Source organism: Haloferula sp. (assembly GCF_049672945.1).
Classification (GTDB): domain Bacteria; phylum Verrucomicrobiota; class Verrucomicrobiia; order Verrucomicrobiales; family Akkermansiaceae; genus Haloferula.
This window is the reverse complement of record NZ_JBATWY010000166.1, coordinates 66981-79252: the sequence shown is the minus strand read 5'-3', so window position 1 is coordinate 79252 and position 12272 is coordinate 66981. Positions and strand designations below refer to the sequence as shown.

General features: G+C 59.3%; 10 protein-coding genes. 1 reads left to right on the top strand and 9 read right to left on the bottom strand.

The window, feature by feature from the left end; all coding sequences use genetic code 11:
* Nucleotides 1-108 precede the first annotated feature (108 nt).
* Nucleotides 109-1107, top strand: coding sequence for an amidohydrolase family protein (locus WBG04_RS14660; protein ID WP_424315198.1), 999 nt, complete (start codon nt 109-111; stop codon nt 1105-1107).
* On the opposite strand, the gene WBG04_RS14655 is transcribed toward WBG04_RS14660, so the two are convergent.
* From WBG04_RS14655 to rsmH, 9 genes are read right to left on the bottom strand one after another with little or no spacing between them, the layout of a single operon-like run.
* A complete protein-coding gene (locus WBG04_RS14655; RefSeq protein WP_424315197.1) occupies nt 1089-2237 on the bottom strand; it encodes an FtsW/RodA/SpoVE family cell cycle protein in 1149 nt (382 codons plus the stop codon). The two genes, WBG04_RS14660 and WBG04_RS14655, sit on opposite strands and share 19 nt — an antisense overlap.
* A 17-nt stretch (nt 2238-2254) precedes the next feature.
* The gene (locus WBG04_RS14650) at nt 2255-3052 is read right to left on the bottom strand and encodes a LysM peptidoglycan-binding domain-containing protein (RefSeq protein WP_424315196.1); all 798 of its coding nucleotides are present in this window, start codon (nt 3050-3052) and stop codon (nt 2255-2257) included.
* Nucleotides 3053-3064: 12 nt separating this feature from the next.
* Complete coding sequence (gene murD, locus WBG04_RS14645; RefSeq protein WP_424315195.1) at nt 3065-4369, bottom strand: UDP-N-acetylmuramoyl-L-alanine--D-glutamate ligase; 1305 nt, start codon at nt 4367-4369, stop codon at nt 3065-3067.
* Nucleotides 4369-5544, bottom strand: coding sequence for a phospho-N-acetylmuramoyl-pentapeptide-transferase (gene mraY / locus WBG04_RS14640; RefSeq protein WP_424315194.1), 1176 nt, complete (start codon nt 5542-5544; stop codon nt 4369-4371). The genes murD and mraY overlap by 1 nt, the downstream gene beginning before the upstream one ends.
* Nucleotides 5544-6908, bottom strand: coding sequence for a UDP-N-acetylmuramoyl-tripeptide--D-alanyl-D-alanine ligase (locus tag WBG04_RS14635; protein WP_424315193.1), 1365 nt, complete (start codon nt 6906-6908; stop codon nt 5544-5546). The genes mraY and WBG04_RS14635 overlap by 1 nt, the downstream gene beginning before the upstream one ends.
* Nucleotides 6905-8407 (bottom strand): UDP-N-acetylmuramoyl-L-alanyl-D-glutamate--2,6-diaminopimelate ligase, encoded by a 1503-nt coding sequence (locus WBG04_RS14630; protein WP_424315192.1) that lies wholly within the window; start codon nt 8405-8407, stop codon nt 6905-6907. The genes WBG04_RS14635 and WBG04_RS14630 overlap by 4 nt, the downstream gene beginning before the upstream one ends.
* Nucleotides 8404-10326, bottom strand: coding sequence for a peptidoglycan D,D-transpeptidase FtsI family protein (locus tag WBG04_RS14625; protein ID WP_424315191.1), 1923 nt, complete (start codon nt 10324-10326; stop codon nt 8404-8406). Before WBG04_RS14625 ends, WBG04_RS14630 begins: the two co-directional genes overlap by 4 nt.
* A gap of 3 nt (nt 10327-10329) precedes the next feature.
* Nucleotides 10330-10674: a hypothetical protein gene (locus tag WBG04_RS14620; RefSeq protein ID WP_424315190.1), complete on the bottom strand. Its 345-nt coding sequence runs from the start codon at nt 10672-10674 to the stop codon at nt 10330-10332.
* The gene (rsmH, locus tag WBG04_RS14615; RefSeq protein WP_424315189.1) at nt 10671-11642 is read right to left on the bottom strand and encodes a 16S rRNA (cytosine(1402)-N(4))-methyltransferase RsmH; all 972 of its coding nucleotides are present in this window, start codon (nt 11640-11642) and stop codon (nt 10671-10673) included. Before rsmH ends, WBG04_RS14620 begins: the two co-directional genes overlap by 4 nt.
* Nucleotides 11643-12272: the final 630 nt, after the last annotated feature.

Sequence of the window (12272 nt, the reverse complement as noted above, 5' to 3'; positions counted from 1 at the left end):
CGGGAACCGGGAAATTCGTTACACCCAGAATTTGAGAAAGCTCTGAAACTGCCATTCGAATCCCACGCTTTACATCCACATCCAATTCCGGCCCCAGTGGGCTCCGTCATGCGCATCGATTGTCACATCCACCTCGTCGGCACCGGCACCGGCAACAGCGGCTGCTGGTACCGCCCAAAAGGCCTCACCAAATTTGGCGAGCCGATGATGACCAAAGCCATCGGCCTCACCGTCAAAGACCTCCACGGCCCGGAATTCGACCAACTTTACGTTCAGCAACTTGTCCGTTACGTCCAGGAAAGCAGCCTGATTGACCAGGCCCTGCTGCTCGCCCACGAACTCCCCCATACCGAAGACGGCACCCCTCTTCCCGAACAGTCCTCCCTCTACGTTCCGAACGACTACGTCCTGAAGATCGCTGCCGAGCACCCCGAGTTCCTGCCCGCCATCTCCATCCACCCGGCAAAAATGGGTGCCTTCGAGGAACTCAACGAATGCCTCGATCGCGGTGCCGCCGCCCTCAAGTGCCTGCCGAACGTCCAAGGCATCGATTGGAACAATCCCCGCTACACCAAATTTCTCGAACGCATGGCCGAAGCCGGCCTCCCGCTTCTCGCCCACACCGGAAGCGAACGCACCATGCCCGTTATCGATCACGCCCTCGCCTCGCCTGCCGTCCTCACCCGCGCCCTGGAAATCGGCGTCACTTGCATCGCCGCCCACGCCGGCACCGGCATGATGCTGCTCGACCCCGACTACCTCGATCTCTTCCTCGGCATGTTGGAGAAGTATCCGAACCTCTACGGCGACAACTCGGCCCTCGCTGGCCTCAGCTTCCGCCTCCGGACCTCCGCCAACCGCACTCTAACAAGCAGCCCGGTGCGTGAACGCATCCTTCATGGCAGTGACCTCCCCGTCCCTTCAAACGGCCTGCTTCCCCTTCTCGGCGGCATGATCGACTGGACCGACTTCCGCGAAGCCCGCGCGATCAGCAATCCCATCGAACTCGACGCGCGCCTCAAGCAGATGCTCGGCTACCGCGAAGACAACTTCACTCTCGCATCAGGCATCCTCCGCCAGTCCCGCACTCACAACCTCACCTCGTAGGTCTTGTTCGCGGTCAAGGGCTCAGCCTTGACCCGCTCCAGCCGCGAACGGCGCTGGATACCGCAAAGCAGGCCAACCGACGCCAGAGTGAAGACCAGGTTGGTGCCGCCATAGCTGACGAAAGGCAGTGGCAGACCGGTATTTGGTAGGACCGCCGTGGTCACCGCAATGTTGATCATCGCCGGCACCACGATCACCGCAGTCAGCCCGATCGCCAGGCAGCGGTTGAAGACGTTGTGCGCGCTCACGGCGATTCCCACACCTGCAACCGCAATCACAACGTAGCAAAGCACCGTCCCGAGGGTTCCCCAAAGTCCCAGTTCCTCCCCGATGTTCGGGAAGATGAAGTCGGTATGAGCGTAGGGCATGTGGCCGAATTTTTCAAAGCCGTTGCCCAGCCCCTGTCCGTTGACACCGCCGTTGCCGAAGGCCAGCAACGCACGCCATTGCTGGAGCCCCTTATCAAGTTGGTGAACCGGGTCCTCCAGATTCAGCCAAGCCTCAATCCGCGACCAGCGGTTCTCGTTGGATCGTACCAGAAATCCGAAAGCGACCGCACCAATTCCGGTCGTCGGCAAGAGGAATAACAGACGGGTGCCTGCAATGAAGAGAACGGAGAAACCCGCAGCACCAAGCCCGACCGCCGTTCCCATATCCGTTTCGAATAGAATCAGCGCGAAAGGGATTCCCAGCAGCGTCGCAGGAATCATGAAGCCACGGATCAAGGTCCTTGTTTCGGTCTGCCACCGCGCGAACCATCCCGCTAAAGCAATCATCGTCACCGCCTTCGCCACTTCCGAAGGCTGGAATCGATTGACCACCGGAAAGTAGATCCAGCGGGCCTCACCGTTCGATTCATGGGCAATTCCCGGCACGTAGCAAAGAACCAGAAGCACACAGCTACAAACCAGAATCCACGGCCACCATTGTCTCAGATACTTCGGATCAAGCCGCGCGAGCGCGAAGGCGGCAACCACTCCGAAAGCCGCCATCCAAGCCTGGCGCGAGAAGAAATAGTAGGGCTCCTCGACTCCTCTGACCCAGGCACTGGTACTCGCGAGCATCACCAGCCCGAGCGCTACCAGAGCAGCGACTGCGGTGCACAAGGCGATGTTGCAGTAGCGAGCCATAAGTTAGGAAACCTTAATCACTGGGGGATCGTCAAGCTCATGCCCACGCGAAGGCGGCGGGCGTCGGTGATTCCGTTGGCTTTCATCAGGGTTTCGACTGAAGCGCCGTAGCGTTTCGAAATCGACCAAAAGGTATCACCGGGCTTCACCGTGTAGCTCGCAGAAGCATCGCTTGAAGCCGGCTTGACGTCCGCCGTAGCGGTCGGGCGGCCATCGGCAAGCAAGGCCGCCTCGGTATCGACCAAGGCAGGTGCCACCACTTCCTGAATCGGCTCAAGCACCGGCTGATTGCTTCTCGCCCTGACTTCGGCAATCGCCTGAGGTTCGACAGCCACAATCTTCTTCGGCGGAATCCTCAGATAGCGTCCGGCACGGATCTCGATGTTGTCGTTGGCAAGTCGCAGCTCGTTCTCGGTCACCCCGAAGCGGCCCGCGATGTTCTCGTAAGTGTCACCAGTGCCCACCGTGTAGATCGAGTCTCCGGACTTGATCTTCGGCATGCCGTCATCCTCACGTGTCGGCTCAACCACGACCACGGGTGCGGCTTTCTCCACCACTTCCGTCGCCTCACTCTTTTCACCGTCGATCCAGTGACTGTGAAAAAAGATACCGGCAATGGCGACGACATGAATCATGAGAATCACGACAAGTGCCCGCGCCACCCCGAGATTGGGAACATCACCCTCAAGCTCGGCGGGCGATGCGGCCGTCGCAGCACGTTGACGCTTCTTCTTTCTCGCCACGTTTGCAAATAGCTTGCGGACCACTCCCTTTTTGACGGAGCGGCGTTTGACTGGCATGCTTTGGAATTTCATAAGAGTTGGGTGTTAGCGAAGTTTCTGAACGATCCGGCAGAACGTGTCGCCACGTTGTTCGTATCCATCAAACTGATCGAATGATGACGTTCCGGGTGAAAAGAGAACCGTCCCGCCACGCACACAGTGCCGGCGTGCGGCATCGATGGCCTCATCGAGTGTCCCGACAGGTTCGACCGGGACAGCGTGCGAAAAAAGCTCGGCCAAAGAACCGGAAATCTGTCCGAACGTCACCGCGGCACGTGCCTTCTCGGCCAGCAAGGGCAGCACCGGGCGATAGTCGAGACCCTTGTCCTTGCCGCCGGCGATCAGCACCACCGGACGCGTTTGCGAACGCAGCGCGCTTTCGAGCGCATGAAGATTGGTCGCCTTGGAGTCGTTGAGCCATTCAACCCCATCGAGGGTCCTGACCAGTTCGCAGCGGTGGCGGGGCGGCGCGTAACCGTCAAGCGCCTTGTGAATCGTCTCGTCGTCAACTCCCAGCACTTTGCAAGCGGCGATCGCTGCCATGGCGTTCTCGGCGTTGTGCTTTCCCCGGAGATGCGAGCCCTGCTCCAGATCGATCAGCGACTGTCCCCGATGCATGAGATAGCGCCCGTCGGAAAACCAATCAGCAGACTCATCATCGGTCGAAAAACTTACGACCTTGGCCTCAAGATCCGGAAGATCTTCCCCCTTGCGCACCACCGCCGTCTCCGTGGCCCGCTGATTTTCAAAAATGCGCAACTTGGCCGCCTTGTATTTCTCCACACTCGGATAGCGATCCATGTGATCAGGCGCGAAGTTCAACCACACGGCGACATCCGGTTTGAAATCCACCACCGTTTCCAACTGAAAAGAACTCGCCTCAAGCGCCAGAACCTCGGGCGCCGGATCACGCATCACCACTTCGCACACGGGCACCCCGTAGTTCCCGCAAGCCACCCCATCGATCCCGCCCGCTTTCAGGATCCGTTCGACGAGCTCGGTCGTCGTCGTCTTCCCATTGGTTCCGGTGATTGCGATGATCTTCCCTTCAAAATGCCGGCAGGCGAATTCAACCTCACCAATCATTTCCCCGGCGCAGGCGGAAAAAGCAGCGACCAAAGGACCATAAGTATCAATCCCTGGGCTCACCACCAGCAGGTCGCATTGTCCATCGCGAGCACTAGCTTCGCCCGCGGACGGATGAATCTCAACCCCGTCAGGCATCCCCTCGATCCGTGGGGCCGCATCGAAAACCCGAACCCGCGCTCCACCCCGAAGGGCAAGCGCCACCGCAGCGCGGCCACTGCGGCCGGCCCCAAGCACGGTGACGGTTTTTCCAGCGAGATTCATCAGACGATTTTCAAAAGGGCGAGACCGAAGAGCGCAAGCATGATGGAGATGATCCAGAACCGGATGATCACCTGACTTTCATGCCAGCCACGAAGTTCGAAATGGTGATGGATCGGCGCCATCGCAAAGATGCGCTTCTTCCTCAACTTGAAGCTCCCGACCTGCAGCATCACCGACATGGCTTCCATCACGAACACGCCGCCGATGATCACCAGCAGCAACTCCTGTTTCACACAGATCGCCGCTGTCCCGATCGCACCACCGATCGCCAGTGATCCGGTATCCCCCATGAAAACCTTGGCCGGATGACAGTTGAACCACAGGAATCCGAATCCCGCCCCGGCCAGAGCCAGCAGAAAGACGGTAAGTTCCCCGATATAGCGATTGTAGGGAATCGTGAGGTATTCGTTGGCCATGTAATGATGACCCGCCAGATAGACAAGCAAACCATAAGCGAGCGAAACCGTGATCGTGCAACCGGTCGCAAGACCATCCAACCCATCGGTTAGATTCACCGCATTCGAGCATCCAATGATGATCGCGACGTAGAAAGGAATGATCAACCATCCGAGATTGACGAGCGGCTCCTTGAAGAGCGGGAAGCTCACGGAACCAATCGGCATCGCTTCCCCACCGAATAGATAGCCTTGCGAAACTTCGGGTTTCAGGAAAAGGAAGGTGCCGGCAACCAGCGCCACCACGAGCTGCCAGAACAGCTTCGTCCGGGCACTCACGCCATCGGAACTCTTCTCCTTCACCTTGTTGTAATCGTCGACAAATCCCAGCAGACCGAGCGCCCCCATCGTGCAGGCACACACCGCGACGAAGGGATTCAGCGGGCGGGCACAGATCAAGGTGGTGATCAAAACCGCACCGATAATCAGTACGCCACCCATCGTAGGAGTTCCGACCTTCCCTCCATGGAGTTCGGCCAACTTGTGGACCTCCTCGGCATTTCGAATCGGCTGACCCACCTTCAATGAAATCAATCGGCGAATCACCCGCGGGCCGAACATGATGCTCAGCGAAAAGGCCATGATGCAGCCCAATGCCGCACGAAAAGTAATGTACTGGAGAAGGTTGAGGAAGCTCACGGCATGCGCCCAACCCTCCGCGCCTGAAGCCTTCTCGGCCTCAAAGGCGGCCCGCCACCATTCGTAAATCCAATATAACATCAGTCGTTCGGGGGAAATGCCTTATTCATGACCCGCTCCATCGCGGCACTCCGACTGGCCTTGAAAAGCACGGCATCTCCCGCCGTCACACGCTCGGCCAAGACAGCCGCCGCGCGTTGCCCGTCGGGAATGAACTCCGCGCCACCCGCACCGCGAGCGATGCCCTCGGCACCCTCACCAACCGCAATCACCGTGAGACCGCGCTCAGCGGCCAGGCGACCGACACGGAGATGGGCTTCCGGAGCGAAGCTTCCAAGCTCACCCATCGGCCCGAGCACCACATAGCGATGAGCACCGGGCTTCACTGGGATGTCCGCAAGCGTATCAATCGCTGCCGCCATCGATTCAGGATTCGCGTTGTAGGTGTCGTCAAAAACCGTAACCCCGCCGCAAATGTATCGCCGCAGGCGACCGCTCGTCAGCACGCTGGAGGAAAGTCCCCGGGCAATCTGCTCGGACTCCATGCCAAGGAACCAGCCACAACCGGCAGCCAGCAGGGCGTTGGTCACCATGTGCTTTCCGGTTACGGGAAGTACCACCTCCGCCACCGGCTCGTGTTCGATGACGAGCGTAAAACGCGCACTGCCATCGTCCTGATGAAGATTTTCCGCACGCACCAGGCCGCGACCGTTGCCCACCGAAATGACCCGCGCCTTCGTCCTTGCCTTGAAATATTCGAAAAAGTCGCAACCCGCCGGCAAGAACAAGGCGCTATCCTCGGAAAGCGATCTTGCGAGTGCTCCCTTCTCTTCCGCGATGCTTTGCCGGCTCCCGAGATTCTCGATATGGGCGGTCCCGATATTCGTGATGATGCCAATCGTCGGACGCGCAATCTCACAAAGTGGCGCGATCTCCCCGGCATGGTTCATCCCCATTTCTACGACAGCCGCCGTATCTCCTTCCTCAATCGAGAGCACCGTCAGCGGCACTCCGATGTGATTGTTCAGGTTCCCTTTCGTGCTGCACACCTGATAGGCGCTGCCAAGCACGGCAGTGGCGAAATCCTTGGTGCTGGTTTTGCCATTGGAGCCGGTGATTCCCACCACCGGCATCTCGTGTTGCATCCGGTACCAGCGAGCCAGTCGCTGCAGCGCCACCAAACCATCACCCACCTCGATGACGGCACCGTCCTTCGGGTGGCTCCCGTCCCAACGCTCCACCACCGTCACCGTCGCTCCAGCTTCCAGCGCTTTTGCTCCAAAGTCGTTCGCATCAAATCGCTCACCACGCAGAGCGACAAACACCGCACCCTTCGGAATGGTTCGCGTGTCGGTTGAAATGCAGTTCGCCACAACGTCTCCCGCGCCCGCGATCAATCGACCGCCAGTCGCCTCCGCAATGGTATCGGCATCAATAGGTTTCATCGTTTTGGCTCTTCAGGTTGGGGCCGTTCCTCAATGGCACGGCGAACTTCGTTCCGATCATCGAAATTCACCGTCCGGTCGGCGAACTGCTGGTAATTCTCGTGACCTTTTCCAGCGATCAACACGATGTCGCCCTCACCCGCCGCATGGACGGCGATTCGGATGGCTTCGGCGCGATCGATCACGCTCTTACGACGGGCGGAACCCATCCCTGATTCAATTTCCCGGATAATTGCCTCGGGATCCTCACTCCGCGGATTGTCCGAGGTGATGATGCACACATCGCTCACCCTTGCCGCAGCCTTACCCATCAGCGGACGCTTGCCCCGATCCCGGTCACCACCACAACCAAATACCGTAATCAGCCTTCTTGGCTCGAGATCCTTCAAGGTCTGGCAGGCGTTCTCAAGAGCATCCGGAGTGTGGGCATAGTCGACAAACACCGAGAAGCCATCGCGTGCCCCACAGTTCTCCATCCGACCCGGAACCTGAGGGGCCTCCGCGATCGCCGCGACCGATTCCCTGTATGGAATCCCCACAGCCTGCGCTGCGGCCAGTGAAGCGAGGATGTTGTAAACGTTGAACCGCCCGATCAGCGGTGCCCGTACGAGGAAGGTCTTCCCCTTGGCTTCGAGTTTGAACTTCATGCCGCGCGGCGACTGGCGGAAATCGACCGCACGCACGTCCGCCTCGAGCCCGAATCCGAAGCGAACCACGGGCATCTTTCGATCGAGCATCTCCGCCAGATCCGCCCCTCGTGAATCATCAATGTTGATCACGGCCACCGGCTTCTTGCCGCGCGGATCACTCGCCGCGTCCTTGAACCAGGAAAACTTGGCGGCCGCATAGGCTTCCATCGTCTTGTGATAGTCGAGATGATCCTGGCTCAGGTTCGTGAAGACCAAGGCATCGAATGCCGTTTCGGCGACCCGCTTCTGATCGATCCCATGGGACGAAACCTCGAGTGCGGCACCACGGCAGCCATGATCCACCATCCGCCGCAACAGATTCTGCAGGGCCACCGCATCGGGAGTCGTATGACTCGCCACCGCCGTTTCCTCGCCATCATCGACCATGATCGTGCCCAGCAGGCCAGCCCGGTGCCAATGGCGCTTCATCAAGTGGTGAATCAGGAACGTCGTGGTCGTCTTGCCATTGGTGCCCGTCACCCCGGCCAGCCTCAATTTCGAGGAAGGATGATCCGCCAGCAGAGCAGCCAGCGATGCCAATGCCTGCCGCGGATCCGCTACCTGAATCCAGGCAACATCCGTCGGATCGCCGGTCTCGGGAGCGCTGTCCGTGACGATGGCGACCGCACCCTGCTCGCGGGCTTTCGGAATGAAATTCCGACCATCCAACTGACCACCACGGATCGCCACAAAGACCGAACCTTCTTCGACGACACGCGAATCCGAAGTCACAGCCTTCACCTCGGCCTCGATGGGACCCGAGACAAGCGGACGCTTCAGATGGGGAAGAATGTCGCGTATTGAAATCATTCGCTACTGGTGACAAGCACCTCCTCAGGTTCGATCGGCTCTGTCGGCGTGAGATTCATCTGAGTCGCAAGGCGGGTGGCGATCTTCGAAAAAATCGGCGCCGCAATCGTTCCTCCATAGCGCTTCACTTCGTTGGTCAAGGGGTCATCGACGACCACCAGGCAAACAAAAGCCGGGTCCTCGGCGGGCATCATTCCGGCAAAGGAGACCGTGTAGTGCCCCGTCTGATAGCGCCCCCGATCAACCCGAACGGCCGTGCCTGTCTTTCCCGCAACCTTGAATCCCGGAACAGCCGCCAAAGTCGCCGTGCCTCCCGGCTCCGTCACCTTGCCGAGCGCGGTAAGCATCTGCTTCGAAACCTCCGGACGCAGAACGCGCCTGACCACCTCGGGCTTGAAGCGCTCAAGAATCGTGCCGTCCCCGGCGATGATCGAATGAATCACCCGTGGCTTGATCAGCTCCCCGCCGTTTGCCAGCACCCCATAGGCGGAAGCAACCTGCAGCGGCGTCACGTTCAGCGCATAGCCGTAGGACGCGCGGCTGAAGTCGATCAGATTGTTGGTGTTGCGAACCACTCCCGAAGACTCACCGCTCAGCAGGATCCCCGTCGGCGCTCCGAAGCCGAAATTCCCGGCATATTCGTAAAAGCGTTTCACTCCCAACTGGCGCGCGATTTTGAAGGCTCCAGGGTTACTCGACTTGATCAGTACGCCTTCGACCGAAAGCATGCCGTAAGGGTGATGATCCGGAATCCTCAGCTTCCCTTCAACGAACAGGCCATTATGGCAGAAAATCTGAGTCTGAGGATTCACCAGACGCTCATTCAAAGCTCCGGCAGCCGCCACCACCTTGAAAGTACTACCCGGCTCGTAGATGCCCTGCAGTGCATAGTTCATCGCACCTTCCGAAAGGCCTTCCTTGCGGATCAGATTGAAATGCGGACGGTTGGCCATTGCCAGCAACTCCCCGGTCTTCGGATCAAGCACGACCACGCAGCCGCGCTTGCTGTCAAACTCCTTGAGCCCCGCCTCGAGTTCCTCCTCGATGATCGTCTGAAGCCCCATGTCGATGGTCAGGCGGACATTCAGCCCATGCACCGGCGGCACCATCGTTCCCTCTTCACCGGGCATCGGGATGTTGAGGTGATCCCAGATCCCATCCTTACCGCGCAGATATTCCTCCATCGCCGCTTCAACACCGAACTTCCCGACCTGGCGGAAAACCGACTTGCCTTTCGGACCCTCGGTTTCTTCTTCGCCGGTGTAACCGATCACATGGGTTGCCAGGTCAGGCGAGGTATACCAACGCTTGATCGAATTCTGAAACTGAAAGCCCTTGAGGTGGTTCTCCTCGATCAACCCACGCAGCTGGTCCGCCGCATCTTCAGGAAGATCCTTGGCAATGGGAAAGAACATCCGGCCTTTGGACATCGGACTTTCGATCCGTCGGCGCAGCTCTTCCCTCCGGAGACCCAGCGGACGCGCGAGGATCCCGACGGCCCGGGCCAGGTTCTTGCTGACAATCGTCTCCGCAGTTTCCTGCTCAAGAATCACACTCCGCTCAGCCTTCATGCGGCGGACACGATCCCGCTCACTGAGCTGGTCCCAACCCGCCTCTACCGAAACTCTCTCGTAGGCCAGCGCCTTGACCACCACCACCGGGTCGCTCAAAAGCTTGGCATCCACCATCACGGTGCTCAAGGCGATGCTTTTGGCCAGCACCTCCTCATGCCGGTCGACAATCTTACCACGCAATCCCGGCAAGACCTCGCTGCGATCGTAGGCCGCACGCGCTCGATCCGCGTATTTTTTCCGTTCCCAGAGTTGAATCTGAATCAGCCGGACGGAGAGAAGGCTGAGCCCGGTCACAAAGACCAGGCACAGCATCAAACATCTGACATGAAAGGAGCGGGTGGACATGAATCAGGAACGGGAAGCGACAGGTCCGCTTACCGACTCCGGCAATGGGCGGACTTTCTCGACCACCCCGTGGGTGACGGGAACGAGCTCCGAACTCCAATGCTTGAGTTGCTCACGGATCTCGTAGCGGTCGACAAGTTTCTCCCGGCGCACCTCGATCATCTGCATGTCGAGACGATGCTGCTCAATGCGTTGACGCGTCTCTGCAATCTTGCGCTCGGTCTTGATCTGACCGTTGCGGAAGATCGCATGCATCGCCCCCCCGGTGGTGGCTGCGACGAACGCAAGCACCAGTGCGAAGAAGGCGAAATAGTGGGACGTGTGGTCCTCGTTACGACGGCGATTCATGATGCAATGGTCTCTGGGTCCAGAAGCTCGGCGACCCGCAGTTTTGCACTGCGGGCCCTGGGGTTCACTCGGATCTCTTCATCGCTTGGGGCGACTGCTTTGCGCTGGAGCAGCTTGTATGTCAGTCGCGGGTTCAGGCGTGGCTCAGGCCAGTCGGGTTGGTCAAGCCATACCTTCGACCGATCCCTCATGAATCTTTTTACAATTCGATCCTCCAAACTGTGGAAAGTAATCACCAGCAGTCGCCCTCCAGGTTTGAGGAGGTCGACCGACGATTCGAGCGCTCGCTCAAGCGAACCAAGCTCATCGTTCACTGCGATCCGGATGGCTTGAAAAGTTCGGGTTCCAGGATGAGTCCGACCGCTTCTGGGAACGGCTTTTTCGATGCAATCGGCGAGATCCGTCGTCGTGGTGAACGGTCGCTCGCTGCGCCGCGCCAGGATCGCTCGAACAATTCGACGCGCCTTGGGCTCTTCACCATACTCCCAGAGAATTTTTAGCAATTCAGCCTCGGACCACTCATTGACCACCTCGGCCGCCGTGAGATTTATTGCCGGACCCATCCGCATGTCGAGGGGCCCTTCGCCGCGGAACGAGAATCCTCGTTCCGCGGCGTCGAGCTGCCGGGACGATACCCCGAGGTCAAGTAGCAGGCCATCAGCCCGCTCTCCCCCCTGACCTGCGAGGTGATCGCCAAGTTCGGCAAAGTTTCCCTGCCAGGCATGGAAGCGATCCCCGTACACAGAAAGTCGCTGGCTGGCGTGAGCCAGAGCTTCAGGATCCCGGTCGACACCGAGCACCCGCGCGCCCGCCTTCAGAAAAGCCTCACTGTGACCGCCCCCACCAAGGGTGCCGTCGATAATGAACTTTCCCTGCCCGGCATTCATCCATTGGGCGGTTTCGCGCGGGAGCACCGACACATGAAAGCCGGAGTCCGAGTTCGCCGCATCATCCGCGTCGTCACTCATGAAAGTCACCGATTGCCGCCCCGCCAACCAGCCATGGAAACCGGAGCGGGCAATCGTGTCGTGTCGATCGGAAGTGGCCACTGTCCCGAATGGCCACTTCGTCTCAGTTGGAAAATGTCCCGCGGGCCGTGCCGTAAACCAGCCATGGAAAGCGGCACGGACCAGCGGTATGATTGGCGAAAGGAGTACTGTCCCGAGAACCTCCTTACGCTCAGCCTGGAAAGTCACCGATTGCCGCCCCGCCAACCAGCCATGGAAACCGGAGCGGGCAATCGTGTTGTGTCGATCGGAAGTGGCCACTGTCCCGAATGACCCCTCCTTCTCAGTTGGAAAATGTCCCGCGGGCCGTGCCGTAAACCAGCTATGGAAAGCGGCACGGACCAGCGGTGTAATTGGCGAAAGGAGTACTGTCCCGAGAAACTCCTTACGCTCAGCCTGGAAAGTCACCGATTGCCGCCCCGCCAACCAGCCATGGAAACCGGAGCAAGCAATCGCGTTTGATACCACGGAGCGGAGCACTGTCCCGAGAGATCCGTGCCGTGGTGAAATTACGCCCAACCCTGACACCGGAGCCGATACATCGGCGGTGGGTGCCACCGGACGGCTTGGTCCGGATGTCAGAGTTGGTGG

Coding starts and splice junctions, on each gene's coding strand:
- WBG04_RS14660 (WP_424315198.1), top strand. CDS start 109: ATGCGCATCGATTGTCACATCCACCTCGTCGGCACCGGCACCGGCAAC.
- WBG04_RS14655 (WP_424315197.1), bottom strand. CDS start 2,237: ATGGCTCGCTACTGCAACATCGCCTTGTGCACCGCAGTCGCTGCTCTG.
- WBG04_RS14650 (WP_424315196.1), bottom strand. CDS start 3,052: ATGAAATTCCAAAGCATGCCAGTCAAACGCCGCTCCGTCAAAAAGGGA.
- murD (WP_424315195.1), bottom strand. CDS start 4,369: ATGAATCTCGCTGGAAAAACCGTCACCGTGCTTGGGGCCGGCCGCAGT.
- mraY (WP_424315194.1), bottom strand. CDS start 5,544: ATGTTATATTGGATTTACGAATGGTGGCGGGCCGCCTTTGAGGCCGAG.
- WBG04_RS14635 (WP_424315193.1), bottom strand. CDS start 6,908: ATGAAACCTATTGATGCCGATACCATTGCGGAGGCGACTGGCGGTCGA.
- WBG04_RS14630 (WP_424315192.1), bottom strand. CDS start 8,407: ATGATTTCAATACGCGACATTCTTCCCCATCTGAAGCGTCCGCTTGTC.
- WBG04_RS14625 (WP_424315191.1), bottom strand. CDS start 10,326: ATGTCCACCCGCTCCTTTCATGTCAGATGTTTGATGCTGTGCCTGGTC.
- WBG04_RS14620 (WP_424315190.1), bottom strand. CDS start 10,674: ATGAATCGCCGTCGTAACGAGGACCACACGTCCCACTATTTCGCCTTC.
- rsmH (WP_424315189.1), bottom strand. CDS start 11,642: ATGAGTGACGACGCGGATGATGCGGCGAACTCGGACTCCGGCTTTCAT.